This is a genomic window from Arthrobacter sp. 05L417, assembly GCF_056397865.1.
Genome location: NZ_JBFTOG010000028.1, coordinates 15,268 through 31,964 on the forward strand (window position 1 = coordinate 15,268; position 16,697 = coordinate 31,964).

The following is a 16,697-nucleotide window of genomic DNA, read 5'->3' on the forward strand; positions in this document are numbered from 1 at the left end:
AGCGAGCGTCCCGGGGGAAACCCGACATAGGTGAGCGGGCGTCGGGGCTAGCGGAGCACGATGTCCACGGGGTTGGCCTCGGAACGCCATTCACCCGGCAGGCCCGGGGTGCCGATCACCGGAGCCGTGAGCACGCCGGAGCGGTTTGTTCTCTTATCGCGCAGGATTTCCGTAACCGAACCAAGATGACGGGAAAGGTCGATCACGTTTTCGGGCGCGGCCAGCAACAACTGGAAGCCGAACTCGTGCAGCGCCTTGATGCCTGCACCGGCGAACTCCTCCGAGGCCAGGACGAACGCCTCGTCCATCATCACCGTTCCGTAAGTCGTGAAACCTTGCTCGGCGATGCCCAACTGGTAACTCAGGGCCGCCGCCATGATGAACGCCGTGAAGCGCTGCCGCTCGCCACCGGACATCGATCCGGTGTCTGCGTGCATGTACACCTCGGTCTTCTTGCCACCCCGCGGGCCTTGGACGGAGCGGTGCTCCTTGCACTGGATGAAAAGGTGCCCGCGGACATCCAGCACCTCAGCACGCCAGCGCCGGTCCTCAGGGGTCTGCGAGCCGAGCCGCTTGACCAGGGTTTCGAGCGACTTGTAACGGTTGGTGAGTTCGACGTCGTCGTCCGCCTCCGTCGAGGCTCCGGCACCCGAAGCGGCACCCGCCGCACGCGAGGGCCGGGTGTGTCGGGTCTTCAACGCGTTGTGGATAGCGTCCTTGAACTGCTTCGCAGTGCCGGGCAGGGTCTGCTTGATATCGAGTTCGAGGAAGCTGCCCTCATGGAAGTTGACCTCGGACAAAATGCCGTTGAGCGGCAGGATGCGGCTCGTGATCGCGCGACGTTCCTCGTCGAGCAAGTGCAGCAAGGTGCTGAACGATTCGTGCGTGCGTTGGTTGAAGAACTGCCGGAATTCGGCTTCCTGCGCGGGCAACCCTTCGCTGACGATCTGGTGGTAACGGGACTCGAACTCCCCCGCAGCACCGATCGAGGTGCCGTGGTCCGCGGAAATGGCGGTGCCCCATTCGCGCACGAATCCTTCGAACATCCGCGTCAGCCGCTCGGCCAACGCCTGACCGCGCGACTCGGCGGCATGCAGTTCCGCCAAGAGCTTGCTCCGAACTTCGGCAGCCAGGGTGTCGAGTTCGTGGAGCTCGCCCACCTCGCCGAATGCGCTGAAGTACGGCTCGAGGGCGGTGACAGTAGCGCCCGACGGCGGCGCCTGGTCAAGGCGCTTGCGCGCGGCATCGAGGAGGGCGTCAGCCGTGGTCATCTGCTGGTCGAGCGTCTTGTATTCGCTCTGCAGAACCGCCGCCGACCCTGTGGAGGACTGGTGCCTTTCGCGTACGGCCTCGATGTTTGCACGCAAGGGTTCCAAGTCGGCCTGCGCGGCCAAGGCGTCCTTGAGCCGCTGTTCGATCTTCGCGAGCTCCTCGGCCGCCACCGCTGCGGAGACCTGTTCCCAGCCACGTTCGTCGTCGGCGATGCGGCGCAACGCTTCGAGCTGCCGAGTCATGCCTTGGTGCGAATCCTCGCGGCTTTGGGCGAGTTCGGCGGCCTTCAGAAGCTCGTTTTCGAGCTCGCCGACCTTCGCGGCCACAAGCTCCAGCTTGGAAGCATTGTCGAAACCGAGAACGTAGTCCTGCCGGCTCGTGAAGCGATCGTCCTTCTCCACTGTGTGCCTGTTGCGCTTGACCACACCGCCCAGGCTCAGGCCCTTGTCCAGCTTCGCGAGCTCGTCCGGATCTTCCACGCACGGGTAGGCGAAATCGAGGGCGATCCGCTCGCGGATCCATTCAGCTGCCTCTACGACGGAGTCGCCCCTCGCCCCCAAGGTGAGGATGTTCAGCTTGGTCAGCAGGTCGCCGTCGGACACGTCCTCCACAGCCAAAGCGCCGCCCGCGAGCGGTTTGGAGACGTCCACTGCCCGCAGCGCGCCGCGGACGGTGTTGTCGTTCAGGTAGCGCGTGACGGCGGCGAAGTGCTCGCCTGGAACCAGCAGCGTCGTGGCGAGGTTCCGCAAGGCGCGCTCGGCCGCGGGCCGCCACTGTTCCTCCCCCTCGGCGAGGTCTATCAGCTCGCCTCCAAAGGGCATGCGGTCCTCGGGAACGCCAGTGGCTGCGGCGATCGCGGCGCGGTTTTCAATGCTCGACGGCGGCAGCAAAGACTTGCGCGTCTTCAGCGAGACGAGCTCCTGCTGGGCCGCGGCGAGTTCGCGTTTCTTGGTCGCGTGGCCGTCGAAAGCTTCGAAGCGGAGTTCCCGCAGCGCTTCGGAATCGTCCTTGAGCTCGGCAGAGCGGCTCGCTGCCTGCTCGTGGGCCTGCTCCCACCCCTCAGCCGTCCACTCAAGGTTGAGTCCGGCGTCGGCCAATGCTTGGCGGGCCGACTCCTCCACCTGCTGCCGGAGCTTGAGGCCGACCCGGGCGTTTTCAAGCGACTGCTCGATCGCCGAAATCGCGTTCCCGCCCTGGTTGTTGTAATCCGATTCGAGCTGGCGAAGCTCCTTGGCGAGCGCGTCCCGCACGGCCCGCTCGGCGCTGAGTTCCTTGGCTTTCGCCTGGGCAAGGTCCTTGAAACGGGCCAAGGTCTTGGCGTGGACCGTGACCGAGAGCTGCTGCTTGTACGCGTCGAATTCCTCGCCGCTGAGCTCCCGGAGCCGGTTGGCCTCCAGCAACGACTGGGCATACTCCTTGTTCATCCCGGGCACGGGGGCCAGCTGGTCGCGCTGCTGGCGGACGTCCTCCAGCCGCTGCCTGATGGACATGAGGTTGCTGAATTCCTCGACGACGTCGTCCGCAGCAGTGAGCGTCGCGGGCGCGTCGAGCACCTGGTCGCGGAAGAACGTGTTGACGCTGCCGCCGAGCCCCTTACCGGCCTGGATCACACGCAAAAGCGGGAGCGCCTGGTCCGAGTTGATGCCGAGAAGCCGGCGGAAACGCTCCGCAAAGGCCTTGTGCACATCGAAGATCTGGGCGTCCGGGAATATGGTCTCCAGCGCGCCCTTCGTGAAGCGCTTCTCCGCGATGCCCTCAATGGCGCCGAGATCCAAGGGCTTGTTGTCAATGACGTAGAACCGGCCGACGCTGGACTCCGTGCCGTTCTTGGGCAGGTCGAAGAGGGCCGAGATGGTGATCTTGGTGCCGACCGCATTGTCGAACGTCAGGGCGACGGCGGACCACGTGGCACCCGGGCGCTGGAAGGCACTGGCCGAACCCTCGCCCACGGCCTTGTCGCCCACTTTTCCACGCATGTACGTGAACGTGGTCCTCTTGTCCTCCACAGCCCCGCCAGCGCGCTGCGCGGCAGCCTCATTGGAGCGCGGACGGGCATCGAAGACGCGCAACATCGCATCGAACAACGTCGACTTGCCGACTCCCGAATTGCCTGTCAGCAGCGTGCCGTTGCGGTCCACGTGCATCGTATGGGCGCCATGGAACGTGCCCCAGTTGACCACCTGGACCAAGGCTAGGCGCATCTGGCCCGGGTTGGTGAGTTCGCCGATCGGAAGCATCGTCGCAATGGTCATTTGGCTGCCTCCTTGATGGTCTTGGGTGTTGTGGTTGCGTCAGTTGTGGTTGCGTTTGCCGCGGTTGCGTTTGCCTCCGCGGTGGATGCTGCGGCGTGTTCATCGCCGCTGCGGTCAGTCACCGAGCCGTCCTCTTCCCCGTCGTCATCCACCACGACGTCGGGCAGTTCGCCGGTCGGGTCGCCGTCGTCGTCTGTTTCTGTTAGTTCGATGAGGGGTTCCGTGCCTGATTCGTCGGCCGCTACGGCGATCAGGGCTTCGATTTGGGCTGGGATGTCGCCGATGTTTTCGAAGGGGAGAGCCAGGGGGAGGGCCTTGGAGATCGCGAACGTGTCTTCGATGCCCGTGGCCAGGAGGAGTTGGCGGGCCAGGAGTTTCGTTATGGTGCGGTTCACGACGTCGGTGTCGCGGAGGGCATCTTGTTGGCCGGATGGTTGGTAGTGCGCCACGAGTTCGGCGATTTCTTCGCGAGAGATCACCGGGTCCGTCTGGGCCGTGACATGGCGGTCGAGAAGGAGCCTCAGGCGCAGTAGCACGATGGTTTCCACACGGCTCAACGCGCGTTGTTGGCGAAGGATGCTTGAGCGGGCGCTTCCTCCGATAGCTTCGGGATCGACGGGCCGGAGCACCGCGATCTTGCGTTCGTGGTCGAGCTGCATGCTCAGGAAAAGCTCCGAAAGCCGGCTGCGGAGGATCACTTGGTTGTCCAGAAGGGTGGTCCAGAGCTTTTCGTCGCGGCCGCCGTCGACATACGGACCCTTGAGCAGCCGCACGAGCGCCTGGCGAACCTTCATAGGCAGCACGCCGGTGTCGCCCGGGAACAACGCCGCGCCGTCTACGAATGTGTCGCGCGGCGTGACGCGGAAGGGATCGGAGTGGACATGCTGCGCTATGTCCACTCTTTGTTCCGAAGAGGGGGCATGCTCGGTGGGGTGGGCGTCAGTCATCGGAATCCTTAGTCAGGGTCACGAGCGGCAGGTACGCGGTGCGTGTGCTGCCATCGATTTGTTCGAAGTCGATGTTTTCCCAGGTGGCCCGGTCGAACGCCGCACCACCGTGCAGCGCTTCGGACAGGAGGGCCCGGACCGTGTTGATGTGCCGTTCTTCCTCCGGGAGGTTCGCCCAAGCCCCCGCCAGCGTCGAGGCACCCGCCATTGCCGAGCGGACGGCGTCGGGTCTTGCCTTTGCGGAGCGCAGCGAACGCACGCGGTCCGAATCGCTGAAGGCGATGGGGTCGGCCAGCTTTGGCGGTGCCGCAAACTCATCCGGATCGAAGAGCTTGACCATGGCGAGCGATTCGAATCCCGCATTGAACAACACCGGACCGCGGACCAGGCCGGGACGGTCGCGTTCGTAGGGCATGGAACGGATAGCCTGTTCGGCTTCGCGCAGGACCTCCCGCAGCCTGACGGACTGGCGGATGTCGTCGCTCTGGATGTAGTTATTCAGGCTCTCGGACAACCGGCCGTAGATCCGCTGGATCTGGCTGTGCTGGGTGCGCAGTTCCGCCACGAGGTTCTTGAGGGTTTCCCGGTCCTCATGGCTGAGTTCGTCGGCGAATTGGCGGCTCAACACGTCACCGATTGCCGAACGGAACCGCAACTGTTGCTGCGGGTCCTCAAGGAACGCCGTGAAGGAGCGGAATGTGCGGCCTTCAGGGCTCTGCCGCAGGCGCTTGTCCGCCTCAAGGACCTGCGCCATGGTGGCGCCCTTGCTGAGCGACTCCTCGATGATCTGGTTGCGGAGCTCGCCGACCAGTTCCTCGATGCGGTCGCGCATCTTCTTGTAGTCTGCCGGCAGGCTCGCCGCAAGGTCGAGGATGTTCCCGGCTGCTTCGACGGCTTGCTCATCGTCCAAAAGACCGTCGAAGTCGCCGGAACTGATGTCTTCGATCAACTGCTGGCGCTCTTGGATCTCCTCTTCAAGGGATTCCAAACGGGCGCTTTGGTCCGGGTTCGTCTCGTTGGCGAGCTTTTCGACGTCGCCCAGCAGCGTTCCGAGCCGGGAACCATTGAGCGTGGAGCGTTCGCTGGACAGGCTGTCCAGGAAAGCCAGGACGCGTGCGGCGGCCTCGGTGATTTCGTAGACGATCTGTCCCGACTGGCCGCGACGGGTCAGGAACTGCTTGCGGGTCCATTCGTCGGCGAAGGCCTTGCCGCTCCCCTGGCCGCCAAGCCCGGGATCCTGCCTGCGGAGCTGCTCGAGGAAAGCGTCGACGTCGGCATGGAACTCCTCGAGCGGAAGCTGCGGTCTTGTTCGGGTAAAGGATGCCTGGAGCACCGCGATGACCCAGGGTGCCGAGCGAGTGAGGGCCCACGCAGGGCCTTTGGTCAAGAGTTCGAGGTCCCTGAGCCGCGCACTGATGGCGTCGGCTGAGGACATTGCTGAGCGGGACACTTACTCTCCTTCAGCTGCCGCGGAACCTTCTGGCAGCGGAAATCCCGAAAACTGCCCCGTACAAGGTTAACGCAGGGTGCGCCGCAACCCTTCCGTGATCTACCTGCCGGTAGGGTTTCGATCGCGTATCAACAGGCCCGACGCCGGTGTTGTTGCTGGCTGAACCGCCGGTGCCGACCCTAATGTCGACACCAACGACGTCGACGCTCCGACGTCGGATTTGGCAGCGTTGCGGAGGGGACCCAATGCAGTTCGACTTAACGACCTTAGACACCAGCATCTATGTCTTCGTGGGAACACTGATCCTTGGGCTGGTTCTGGCAGCCTTCATCGCGGTAGCCGCCATGGCCACGCTTGCGTTGATCGGAGCGGGAAGCCTCGCTTGGTACACCGTGAAGAACGTGTTGGGTGGGCTGGTCCACGGCATCAATTTTGCGTGGGATCAGTTGGTGCACCAGGCCGGAAAAGTGGAACTGCCGATGGAATTCCCATCGCAAACGGCCCCTAGCACGGGTACCTACCCGCGGGTAGCATTGAGGGACAGCTGAAGGGTCCGCCACCCGAGGCGGATCCTGGGCTCAAACCGGCACAACCGGCAAGAGGAGTCCTCCCATGACCTCCGCCACTGACAACAAGAGCAACGGCGTCACGGCCGCAGAAGCCCGCGCCGTCGCAGAGGCCGCCCGCGACACCGAATGGAACCGCCCGAGTTTCGCCAAGGGGCTGTATCTGGGAGACTTCGATCTTGGACTGATCCATCCCTGGCCCCAGGCAAGGGCTGAAGACGTCGAGCGCGGCGAAGAGTTCATGGCGAAGCTGACGGAGTTCTGCGGCACCATGTCCGGCCGTATGATCGAACGCGACGCCAAGATCCCGGACGAATACCTCGCGGGCCTCACCGAATTAGGCGTTTTCGGCATGAAGATTCCGCGCGAGTACGGCGGTTTGGGCCTGTCGCTGGTGTATTACGGCAGGGCGCTGGCGCTTTTGGGATCAGTCCATCCGAGCCTTGGCGCGTTGCTTTCGGCCCACCAGTCCATCGGCGTCCCGGAGCCGGTCAAAGTGTTCGGCACGCCCGAGCAAAAGCAGGAGTACTTGCCGCGTTGCGCCGCCGGCGCCATTACGGCCTTCTTGCTGACAGAGCCCGACGTCGGCAGCGACCCCGCCCGGATGGGCTGCACCGCAGTGCCAAGCGACGACGGCGAGTCTTACCTTTTGGACGGCGTCAAACTTTGGACTACCAACGGCGTGATCGCCGAACTGGTGGTGGTCATGGCGGTTGTTCCTGCCCGCACCGCATCCGACGGCACGTTACTCAAGGGCGGGATCACGGCGTTCGTTGTGGAGATGAACTCGCCCGGCATCACCGTGGAGAACCGCAACGCCTTCATGGGCCTGCGCGGCATCGAGAACGGCGTGACGCGGTTCCACCAGGTCCGCGTACCGGCAGCCAACAGGCTCGGCCGGGAGGGCCAAGGGCTCAAGATCGCGCTCACCACCCTCAACACTGGCCGTCTCTCCATCCCCGGACTGTGCGTGGCTGCGGGCAAATGGTCATTGAAGATCGCCCGGGAATGGTCCAACGCCCGCACCCAATGGGGCCGTCCGGTCGGAAAACACGAGGCCGTCGGCAAGAAGATCGCTTTTATCGCCGCCACCACCTTTGCCCTTGAAGCCGTCTTTGAACTTTCTGCCGAGATGGCCGATGCCGGTCAGAAGGACGTGCGAATCGAGGCTGCGCTGGCCAAGCTTTGGTCCACTGAGCTGAGCTACACGGTGGCCGATGAGTTGGTGCAGATCCGTGGTGGTCGTGGCTTTGAGACGGCGGATTCCTTGGAGGCCCGCGGGGAGCGGGCGGTGGCCGCCGAGCAACTGCTGAGGGACATGCGCATCAACCGGATCTTCGAAGGCTCGTCCGAGATCATGCGCCTGCTCATCGCCCGCGAAGCCGTCGACGCCCACCTTTCGGCCGCGGGCGAGCTCGCTTCAGCGGACGCAACGCTGCAGGAGAAGGCGCGTGCCGCCGTCGGCGCCTCAGGTTTCTACGCCAAATGGCTCCCTAAGCTCGTGGCCGGAGCAGGCCTGGACCCCCGGTCCTACAGTGAGTTCGGGCGTCTCGCGAAACAACTGAGGTATGTCGAGCGGGCTTCGCGCCGGCTCGCCCGGCAGACGTTCTACGGGATGGGCCGCTGGCAGGCGAAGCTTGAATACAAACAAGCGTTCCTCGGCAGGATTGTGGATATCGGGGCCGAGTTGTTTGCCATGGCAGCGTGCTGCTCGCGGGCTGAGATGCTGCTGCAGACCGCACCGGAACAAGGTGCGGCGGCGTACGAACTTGCCGAGGCCTACTGCGAGCAGGCCCGGATTCGCGTGGACGGATACTTCGATCAGTTGTGGCGGAACACCGACGACGTCGATCATGAGTTGTCCTCGAACGTCCTCGCAGGTGACTATGCGTGGCTTGAGGCCGGAATCCTTGACCAATCCGAAGGGACGGGCCCGTGGATCGCCGACGCCACCCCCGGCGCCTCGTCGAAGGAGAGCCTTCACAGGAAGTACCGCTAGCCGACGTCGCCGTCGACGTAGTACCAGCGCCGGTCGATCCGCTGGAAGCGGCTGTTTTCGCGTTGGACTCCACGTTCGCCGCCGGACCGGTAGTGCGCCGCGAACTCGACCGTCCCGTCCGTGTCCAAGGGACCGCCTTGGCGCGTCGCCAGAATGTCCAGCCGGCGCCATTCAATGTCCGGGTCCAGGTCCAGCACGGCAGGCCTGGTGTCCGGGTGCCACGTGCGCAAAAGGTAATCGCTGTCGAGGACTACAAAGGCCGAGTAACGCGAACGCATGAGCTGTTCTGCCGTAGGCGCGTCGGCGTCTCCGCGGTGGAAGCGTCCACAGCACTCGGTGTACTGCTCCCCGGACAAACAAGGGCAAGCGCCGAGTCGGAGGCGAGCCGGATCGAGTGGCATTGAAGCCCTATCTGGAAGAGAAGGTGAGAGCTAGGCAACAAATTCTGTCACAGCAGATAACAGCTTCGAAACAACCTCGGCGAGCCGGACTTTGGCGGATGATTCATTCACATTTCGCCCTTAGGCTAGAAGACATGCCCGCAGACCTTCGGTTGCGGCGCTCACCTCACAACTCTGGCTCGGGGAGGCTACGTGGAGGATCCAACAACACTTGGCCTCAATCTGACCTTTTTTGGAACGCTCGGGCTGGCCTTGCTGATGTTCCTTGGTTTGGGCTTCCTGATGGTTGTCACCTTGGTGCTGGCCGGCGTTGCGAAGCTGGTTTCGATTATCCTGCTCGCGATGTTCGGGATCTTCCCGAAACGCGATGCCGTGCCGGTTGTGCACCTGCCCCCGCGGCCTCGGCGCGCGCCCGTCCCGCTTTCGGATTCCGAGGAATCGACGACGGCGGACGACGGCTTGCTGGGCGCAGGTCCCTTCGTCCCCGGGAAACCGCGTCCTGGGTTTGTTGGGACCACCAAGCTGCTGTGGTCGGCGTCGTGGTCAGCCGTCCGGAACGTCCCTTGGAAGTCGCTGGTCAACCCACGGACGTGGCCCAAGCCTGCCCAGATCAAGGACGGTATCGCAGCCACAGCCACAACCCAGGCGAAGGAACATCCTTTTGTGGTCGCGATAAAGCAGGATCCTCCGGTCCTGAACAGCCAGTGGGCTGCCGCCGTCGCCGAGGCCGATGCCCGGGCTGCGGCACGCGAAGCTGAACGGGCCGGGGAAGCGTCAGCTTCAGACCCTGAACCGCCGACTTCCGAGGAACCCGCAGAAGGGAATGTAGCGGAGTCATCCGGAACTGGCGTGCCGGTACGCGAACACCGGGGAGAACCACATGGCGGCAAACCCGTATCTTCCGGCCGTGTGACGGCCTCAGCAGGGTCCCGCCCCCGGGCCTAGCGCCCCGCAGTGCCCGGCTGACCCAATCCGCAGTGCCCGGCTGACCCAACTGACTAGCATTTGTTGTCGTTTTGGAGGCTCATAACGACAACAACTGCGAGTCAGTTGGGGTGTGTCCAGCCTCAGGCGGCCAGTTGCCTGAACCCGGCCCCGTGGTAGATGAGGGGCTCGGCGTCGTGGTTGATCTCCACGGACTTCACTTCGAGGACGACGATCGCGTGGTCACCCGCGGGGGTTTCTGAGACCACTTCGCATTCAAGCACCAGCGCCGCGCCGTCGATCAACACTGCGCCCGCGTCGCTCGTTGAGGTCGCAAGGCCGGCGAATCGGTCCTGGGTCCGCGAGGAGAGCTGCAGGCACAAGGCTTCCTGACCTTGGGCCAAGACGGAAACACCCAGTCGAGGGGCGCGCCGGAGCTTAGGCCACGTGGTGGAGGAGTTCTGCACCGCAAACATGACCAGCGGTGGTTCGAGCGAGACTCCCACTGTGAAGCTCGATGCCACCAGGGCCTCCGGCGCGAAGCCGACCATGGCACTGAAGGCCGCCACGCCTGAGGGAAATTGCGCGAATGCCTGCTTGATCGAAGCGGCTCCATCCACCGTTACCTGGGTCATGGCGGGTTCCTTTCTCTGTGGTTTCGTGCCTGCCTTTCTACTAATTCACTCGACGCCGATAACGGCAATATTTGTGTATTCGCGTGTCGAATGAAGTCAATTCATAATTCGTCATTCCTTGTTTTCATTACCCCGTAATACGAAAAGCGAAGAATTTGTACGTTTTTCGAGTGCCCCGGCCACGATATGTGTAGCGTCGTGTCAATCCATTGCACAGCCTTGATTCTTCACGGAGGAAGCCGGAGATGAGCCTCAGCGAGCTTCGAACCCTGGGACGCACAGGCGCCCTGATCAGCCCCCTTACCCTGGGAACCCTTAACCTCGGGACAGGCTCGGCGCCCACGGGCGCCGAAGAGAGCATCCGCATTATCCATGCGGCCCTCGACGCCGGCATCACTAGCGTCGACACCGCCGACATCTATTCGCAAGGCGAGGCAGAGGCCATCGTAGGCCGGGCCCTCCAAGGCAGGCGGGATGACGTTTTCCTTTCGACCAAGTTCCACGGACAAATGGGGCCGAATCCCGCGCATGCAGGCAATTCCCGGCGCTGGATCATGAAAGCCGTGGAAGGCAGCCTGCACCGCTTGCAGACGGACAGGATCGACCTTTACCAGGCGCACCGTCCGGACTACAACACAGACGTCCTGGAAACCATCACGGCCCTTAACGACCTCATCCGGCAGGGCAAGATCCTCTACTACGGAACGTCGGTATTCACGCCGTCGCAGCTTGTGGAGGCACAGTGGATCGCCACCACCAACCACCTCATTCCGCCAGTGGTGGACCAGGTGCCCTATTCCTTGTTGGTCCGCGCGAATGAGCGGGACGTCTTCGCGATCACGCAGCAATACAACCTTGGCGTGCTCAGCTATGGACCGCTCGACGGCGGCTGGCTCTCCGGGAACTACCGCGTGGGAGTCCCCCAGCCCGCAAGCTCCCGTGCGTCGGCCGTTCCCGGGCGCTTCGACGTCTCGGCACCTTTCAACAGGAACAAACTCCTGGCAGCCGATGCCTTGGGCCGCGTCGCCGAACGGCATGGGCTCACCCTTATTCAGCTTGCTGTCGGCTTCGCCCTGAATCATCCGGCCGTCAGCAGCGTGGTTATCGGTCCACGCACGGAGGACCATCTGGTCGATTACCTCAAGGCCGCCGATGTTGTGCTTAACGACGCCGTCCTGGATGCCATTGACGAGATCGTGGCGCCCGGCACCAACTTCCTGGAGCGGGACGCTGGGACGGTCGTCCCGCACCTTGAATACGCGGAACTTCGACGCCGGTAATCGGCTTTTCGTTGGAGCCGCAGGTTCGCGCGCCGACTATACTCGTTCGCAATCATGACTAGCCTTCCAACTTCCGCCCAAACATCAAAAGCCGGCAATGTGCGCATTGACGCCTGGCTCTGGGCGATCCGCGCTTACAAGACCCGTTCCGCCGCCACAACCGCTTGCAGGGCGGGGCATGTGCGAATCAACGGCAACCCGGTCAAGGCGTCCCAGTCCGTGATTATCGGCGACACCATCCGTGTAAGGCAGCCTGGCTTCGAGCGCATCCTTGAGGTCCGGAGGCTCATTGCGAAGAGGGTGGGGGCCGAAGCAGCATCCCACTGCTTTACTGACCACACTCCCGAGCGCCCCGCAGCACCGGCCCTCGGGCTGCCGCAGCGGGATCGCGGCGCAGGTCGGCCCACCAAGAAGGACCGGCGCGACATGCAGAAGCTCAAGGGACAGTAGCCCGCCCGACAGGCGGGGCGGGAGGCTCACTGTTCGGCCCGTCGTCGGGCAGTTTTGTCCCTCGGCTCTGCAGGAGCGTGAGCGACGCGTAAAGTGGCAAGGGACGCCGATTCTGGACGCCGCGCTGCCGAAGGAGAGAACGTGACCATTGACTGGGACGAAAAAAGGGCCTTGCTACAGGAGCCCAACATTGCTGCCGTGACGCAGCTGTGCGACGAACTGATGGCCAAACGGCCCGGTTCCACCGTGCCTTACATCGATCCAGTGCATGACGAAGATGAATGCCGGATCGTCACCCTCCAGACCAGTCCCGGGCGCGCCCCCACCTCGGGATTCGTATCGCACCTCAACGACGACGACGCCGCCCGACGTGCGCAGCTGATCTATGACTCGGCCGACTTGGACGTCCGCTATGTCATGCCGTGGAACTGCTACCCTTGGGTCCGCGACCCGGAACTGCCGCCGGCGCTGAGCGCACAGGAGAAGACCGACGGGCTCCGCCCCTTCCGCCAGTTCCTGAAGATCAACAAGAGAGTCTCCGCCGTCGTCGCGCACGGTGCTGAGGCCGCCGCCTTCCTGGCGCTCTTTGAGAAGACCTACCACTCACCACTCCGGCAGCACGGGATCAAGGTCTACAAGGCCAGCGCGCTCGGCGGACGGGCATTTGCCCTGTCTGAAGCGAAGCAGCAGGAACTCCTGGCAAAGAACATCGAAACTTACAGGGACGCCATGCAGCGGGCAGGCATCCAGCACCTATAGCTGGGGAAGCCACTAGGCCGCCACCACGGCGCGAAGGACTTCCCTTGCAGTGTCTTCCCATCGTGGCAACTCACTGCTGGCCGCCTCGGCTGCTGACTGCCATCCCTCCCGTAGGGCAGGGTCACTGAGCCATCTCCGCAGGAACTTCTCCAACGATCCGATTCCTGTGGTGAGATCGATCGCCTCACCGGCACCGTGGGCTCCGAGCGCTTCGACGGCGCCGGTTCCTTTTCGGACCATCACCGGTATGCCGTGAACCAGGGACTCCTGGACCACCATGCCGAAGGCCTCCGAGTGTGAGATCAACAGACTGAGGTCAGCTCGGTTCCACTGCTCCTCCAGGGCCGGGCCGGAGAGCTCGCCTGTTGTTTCCACCCGTTTTTCCAGTCCGTTCCGGAGGATGCGCTCTTGCACAGCGGCGGCGTACGAGGAGTCTGCTTTGGTGGATCCGACCAGCGCTGCGGTCCACGCCAGATCCTTGATCCGGGCCAGCGCGTCGACAAAGAAGATCTGGTCCTTATTGGGCAGTAGGGCGCCCACCATGATGAAATGCGGCGCCGCTGTCGCTCGTGGACTCGGGCGTGCTTTCGATGGGAGATCTACCCCCGGGGTCGCCAAGTGCACGTTGCCCAGGCCTAGGGTTCTGGCCGTTTCGGCAGTCCGGGAACCAGTGCAGAGAAGACCTGTTGCAGCGCGCAGCGCGCTCGTTTCCACTGGCTCCTCCCCGGAAGGGGGCATGTGGAGCAGCACCCAGACACGGCACCCGGCAGCGGTTGCGGTCTCGATTTCCGCGGGTGCACCCGAGGCAATCAGGCCGTCGACAATGTAGATGGCGAGACCGCTTCCGGCAAGTGCAGCTGCAAAGCGGTTCCGGGCTCCGGCACTCCCCGAAGGCCAGTCGCCGTCGAGCTTGCAGACCGAGACCTCCGCGCCCAGGCCCCGAAGGGCTGCAGCCAGCCTCGAATTGTAGATGTTTCCCCCGGAACGATGGCGCACATTCGCGGGCGAAATCATGCGGATCTTGACCACGGGCTGCTCCCTTCCATCGTGCCGGCTGTTTGGCCTCACAGTCCTCAGACCGTGGTGTTGACCATATAACCCGGGCGGGTGACGGGGAAGGTGAACTGCATGTCCGGCTCGGGGCATCGGCGGTAGATTGTGGGCATGGGACAGACTTCTTCAGACCGTCGGGATGTGTTCGCTGATTGGATCTTGGGTGTCGCGGAGTTCACCCATGCACACTGGTTCTTCGGCAATCTCTATGAGGCCATCGTCAAAATCCCGGACCGGGTCGCGTCCTTGGAAGCGAGCAGGGAAGTCCCTCGAACCCCCTTCGGAGCGGGAAGCCCCGGGCGCTACTACGCGCCGATCGCGCCTCTCAGCGCCCCTGCCGCCGTCGCTGCCCTTGTCGCCGGGTGGAAGCATTCCGACAATCGGGCTTGGCTGATGGTGGGTGCCGCGAGCTCCGCCACGGGGGCGGCCGCTACGGCGTACCTGCTTCGGTCCGTCAACCCCAAGCTGTTCTTCAGCCCCCAGCCGCTCGACGAGACGCAACGCAAGCCCCTGTTGAAGCGGTGGTACAGGGTCCACGCCCTCCGGCTCACCGCCAGCGCGATTGCGCTGGCCGCCATCCACCATGCCAGAACGATCCGGCTAAGAGGCCACGGATAAGGAGTTTCGCGTGAGCTTGCAGGTACCACTACGGCAATTGAGGGAAATGCTGGCGGTTCCTGATCCGCGATTCGCCGAAGTCAACTCCCACCTGGCCGATCTCCCAAGGCCCGCGTCCCCGGTGCAGTGGCCTGCCCACAGCCACATGGGGTACCCAGCGAGGCGAGCGGAATCCAAGGGCAGGGGAGCTGAGGATGAAGTCGTCGATGTTGTCGACAAGCAGTTCATCCAGGAGTTCATGAAGCGCGTGTACAAGGGAGACCTGAAAGTCATGCACCGAGGCGGGCACATCTACTTCCAGTCCGCACACTCCACCGCTGCCCAGGACGATCAGCCTTTCGGCGCTGCCGGAGAAGGCCTCCAGTACGGGCAGCGCCTCAAGCCACGCGACGGTCCTGAGCATGGCCGAATCGGCGCGGGTGTTGCCTTTGGTCCAATCAGCCACGTCCCGGCAAAAGTCATCCAGGACGCCCAAATGCAATAGCGTCATGTGCAATCCCCGCTGCCTGCGCAAGGCAAACACGTACCGCGACAACTCCTCATAGTCCGCAGGCCCTGCCCCGACACCGAGGACCGGCACCTCCACTGTGATGGGCGGTGCTGTCTGTGTCGTTGAATCCCATCCCCCGCGCGGACGGTTGGCCATGGGAGTAATTATGCTCCGGCAGCAGTTCGTTCGCCTCACGAATGCCGGTTCGACCGACTGGCCTATTGAGGCTCTCTCAATATCTGGGGCAGGAATCCCATCTGGAACAAGTCCGTGTGTCAGCGTAGTTCCCGGGCTAACCGATGCATCGACGAAGGCCGTTGCTTGTTGCAACTGGACGATCTATTGAACACCATCATTTTGCTGCACGTCGCCATAGCGATCGGCCCGTTCCACGCCCGCCACCGCGTCGACAATCGATGTGCGGTTCCCTTCGATGCGCGCACTCATGATGTTCGACATCAGCTGGAAGAGGTCCTTCAACTGCGAAAAGATCGCAGGATGAGCCGTTCCCTCGCCCATGTCGCTACGTATCCGTTCAAGCTCGATGATGGCCTAGGCGAGCGGAGAGCTGAACAGGAAGTCGGGAAATTCGATGGGCTTCATCGCACCGAGATTTTCGCCAGGGTAGTCATAACAATTAAGTTAACGCCCGGTCCCGCCCCTAGAAATCAACCAACTCGCCGCCATAAGAGCGTCAGACAATTAAATCTGGGGCATTCAGCTTTTAAGTCGAGGGCCACCCGACAAGCCAGCGAATCTTGACACCGCCCTGTGACCCGTGCCATATTCGTAGAGTGAACCTGTCAGACAGCCGGACAGCCAGACAGGCCGCCACTGGACAGCCAGCCGTCAGCCAGAAAGCTGCGGCTGGCCAGCGCACCGCCACAAGCGGCGCCGTCCCCCGGCCGGCCCAAGTGGCCCAGCCATCAAGCCCCCGGCCCCTCGCCCGCTTCAGTGCCGCGGAAGCTGTGTTCAGCGCCATCCGCCAGGACATCGAAGACGGAAACGTGGAAGTGGGGGCCAAACTCAGTTCTGAGGCCACGCTGGCAGCGCAGTACGGGGTAAGCCGCTCGGTGATCCGTGAGGCGCTCCGCTCCTGCACTGCGCTCGGGCTGACGGTCACCAAGACCGGCAAAGGCACGTTCGTCGTCGCCGACCGGGTAGCCAATGACCTCACACTCGGCCAGTACTCGGCACGGGACCTCAACGAGGCACGCCCGCATATCGAAGTCCCGGCAGCTGGCCTGGCTGCGAAACGCCGCAGCCCGGAAGAACTTGAACACCTCAAGGAAATCGTCAGTTCAATGGCAGTCGAGACCGACCCTGAGACCTGGGTCAGCCTCGACGCCAGTTTCCATTCTGCCATTGCCCGCGCAAGCGGCAACAAGGTCTTCGAAAGCGTCGTCGCAGACATCCGCGAAGCCCTTGCCCACCAATCCGAAACCTTGAACATGGTGGCCGACCGCCAGCATGTTTCAGACGATGAACACCTCCGCATCGTCGAAGCCATCGAAGCCGGTGACGCCTCAGCCGCCGAAGCCGCCATGGCCGACCATCTCAGCGCCGTCAGCGTTGCGTTGGACACCATCCTCAGCAAATGA

The 16,697-nt window shown here is 63.4% G+C and carries 16 protein-coding genes; 8 read left to right on the top strand and 8 right to left on the bottom strand.

Annotated elements, in window-relative coordinates; translation table 11 throughout:
* Positions 1-47: 47 nt before the first annotated feature.
* The 3 genes from AC1DJW_RS18095 to AC1DJW_RS18105 are packed head-to-tail and all read right to left on the bottom strand — an operon-like array spanning position 48 to position 5,921.
* Positions 48-3,524, bottom strand: a complete 3,477-nt coding sequence (locus AC1DJW_RS18095; protein ID WP_476902086.1) for an ATP-binding protein — start codon at positions 3,522-3,524, stop codon at positions 48-50.
* Positions 3,521-4,471, bottom strand: a complete 951-nt coding sequence (locus tag AC1DJW_RS18100) for a DUF4194 domain-containing protein (RefSeq protein WP_476902087.1) — start codon at positions 4,469-4,471, stop codon at positions 3,521-3,523. Before AC1DJW_RS18100 ends, AC1DJW_RS18095 begins: the two co-directional genes overlap by 4 nt.
* A complete protein-coding gene (locus AC1DJW_RS18105) occupies positions 4,464-5,921 on the bottom strand; it encodes a DUF3375 family protein (RefSeq protein WP_284755744.1) in 1,458 nt (485 codons plus the stop codon). The genes AC1DJW_RS18100 and AC1DJW_RS18105 overlap by 8 nt, the downstream gene beginning before the upstream one ends.
* 245 nt (positions 5,922-6,166) lie before the next feature.
* On the opposite strand from AC1DJW_RS18105, the gene AC1DJW_RS18110 reads away from it, so the two are divergent.
* Together AC1DJW_RS18110 and AC1DJW_RS18115 are read left to right on the top strand one after the other, a co-directional pair.
* Positions 6,167-6,469 carry a hypothetical protein gene (locus AC1DJW_RS18110; RefSeq protein ID WP_284755745.1) on the top strand — a complete coding sequence of 101 codons (303 nt, stop codon included), beginning with the start codon at positions 6,167-6,169 and terminating at the stop codon, positions 6,467-6,469.
* 64 nt (positions 6,470-6,533) lie between these two features.
* Positions 6,534-8,486, top strand: coding sequence for an acyl-CoA dehydrogenase family protein (locus AC1DJW_RS18115; protein ID WP_390282752.1), 1,953 nt, complete (start codon positions 6,534-6,536; stop codon positions 8,484-8,486).
* On the opposite strand, the gene AC1DJW_RS18120 is transcribed toward AC1DJW_RS18115, so the two are convergent.
* A complete protein-coding gene (locus tag AC1DJW_RS18120; protein ID WP_476902088.1) occupies positions 8,483-8,887 on the bottom strand; it encodes a YchJ family protein in 405 nt (134 codons plus the stop codon). The two genes, AC1DJW_RS18115 and AC1DJW_RS18120, sit on opposite strands and share 4 nt — an antisense overlap.
* A gap of 192 nt (positions 8,888-9,079) precedes the next feature.
* Here AC1DJW_RS18120 and AC1DJW_RS18125 point away from each other — a divergent pair, with 192 nt between their 5' ends.
* Entirely contained in the window at positions 9,080-9,832 is a 753-nt protein-coding gene (locus AC1DJW_RS18125; protein ID WP_284755751.1) for a hypothetical protein, read from the top strand.
* 122 nt (positions 9,833-9,954) lie between these two features.
* Here AC1DJW_RS18125 and AC1DJW_RS18130 read toward each other — a convergent pair whose 3' ends face one another.
* Positions 9,955-10,446, bottom strand: a complete 492-nt coding sequence (locus tag AC1DJW_RS18130; protein WP_284755752.1) for a flavin reductase family protein — start codon at positions 10,444-10,446, stop codon at positions 9,955-9,957.
* A 245-nt stretch (positions 10,447-10,691) separates the two neighbouring features.
* On the opposite strand from AC1DJW_RS18130, the gene AC1DJW_RS18135 reads away from it, so the two are divergent.
* The 3 genes from AC1DJW_RS18135 (at position 10,692) to AC1DJW_RS18145 (ending at position 12,935) form a co-directional block, all read left to right on the top strand.
* On the top strand, positions 10,692-11,726 hold the full coding sequence (locus AC1DJW_RS18135) for an aldo/keto reductase (protein WP_390282755.1): 1,035 nt from the start codon (positions 10,692-10,694) through the stop codon (positions 11,724-11,726).
* Between the two features lie 54 nt (positions 11,727-11,780).
* Complete coding sequence (locus tag AC1DJW_RS18140) at positions 11,781-12,176, top strand: RNA-binding S4 domain-containing protein (protein WP_284755756.1); 396 nt, start codon at positions 11,781-11,783, stop codon at positions 12,174-12,176.
* 141 nt (positions 12,177-12,317) lie between these two features.
* Entirely contained in the window at positions 12,318-12,935 is a 618-nt protein-coding gene (locus AC1DJW_RS18145; RefSeq protein ID WP_059388685.1) for a uracil-DNA glycosylase family protein, read from the top strand.
* Between the two features lie 12 nt (positions 12,936-12,947).
* On the opposite strand, the gene AC1DJW_RS18150 is transcribed toward AC1DJW_RS18145, so the two are convergent.
* Positions 12,948-13,964: a glycosyltransferase family 4 protein gene (locus AC1DJW_RS18150; RefSeq protein ID WP_476902089.1), complete on the bottom strand. Its 1,017-nt coding sequence runs from the start codon at positions 13,962-13,964 to the stop codon at positions 12,948-12,950.
* A 135-nt stretch (positions 13,965-14,099) separates the two neighbouring features.
* Between AC1DJW_RS18150 and AC1DJW_RS18155 the strand changes: the two genes are divergently transcribed.
* On the top strand, positions 14,100-14,606 hold the full coding sequence (locus AC1DJW_RS18155) for a hypothetical protein (RefSeq protein WP_476902090.1): 507 nt from the start codon (positions 14,100-14,102) through the stop codon (positions 14,604-14,606).
* Between the two features lie 28 nt (positions 14,607-14,634).
* On the opposite strand, the gene AC1DJW_RS18160 is transcribed toward AC1DJW_RS18155, so the two are convergent.
* Together AC1DJW_RS18160 and AC1DJW_RS18165 are read right to left on the bottom strand one after the other, a co-directional pair.
* Positions 14,635-15,252, bottom strand: coding sequence for a hypothetical protein (locus tag AC1DJW_RS18160; protein ID WP_476902091.1), 618 nt, complete (start codon positions 15,250-15,252; stop codon positions 14,635-14,637).
* 183 nt (positions 15,253-15,435) lie between these two features.
* Entirely contained in the window at positions 15,436-15,615 is a 180-nt protein-coding gene (locus AC1DJW_RS18165; protein WP_476902092.1) for a hypothetical protein, read from the bottom strand.
* Positions 15,616-15,890: 275 nt separating this feature from the next.
* On the opposite strand from AC1DJW_RS18165, the gene AC1DJW_RS18170 reads away from it, so the two are divergent.
* Positions 15,891-16,697 carry a FadR/GntR family transcriptional regulator gene (locus tag AC1DJW_RS18170; RefSeq protein WP_476902093.1) on the top strand — a complete coding sequence of 269 codons (807 nt, stop codon included), beginning with the start codon at positions 15,891-15,893 and terminating at the stop codon, positions 16,695-16,697.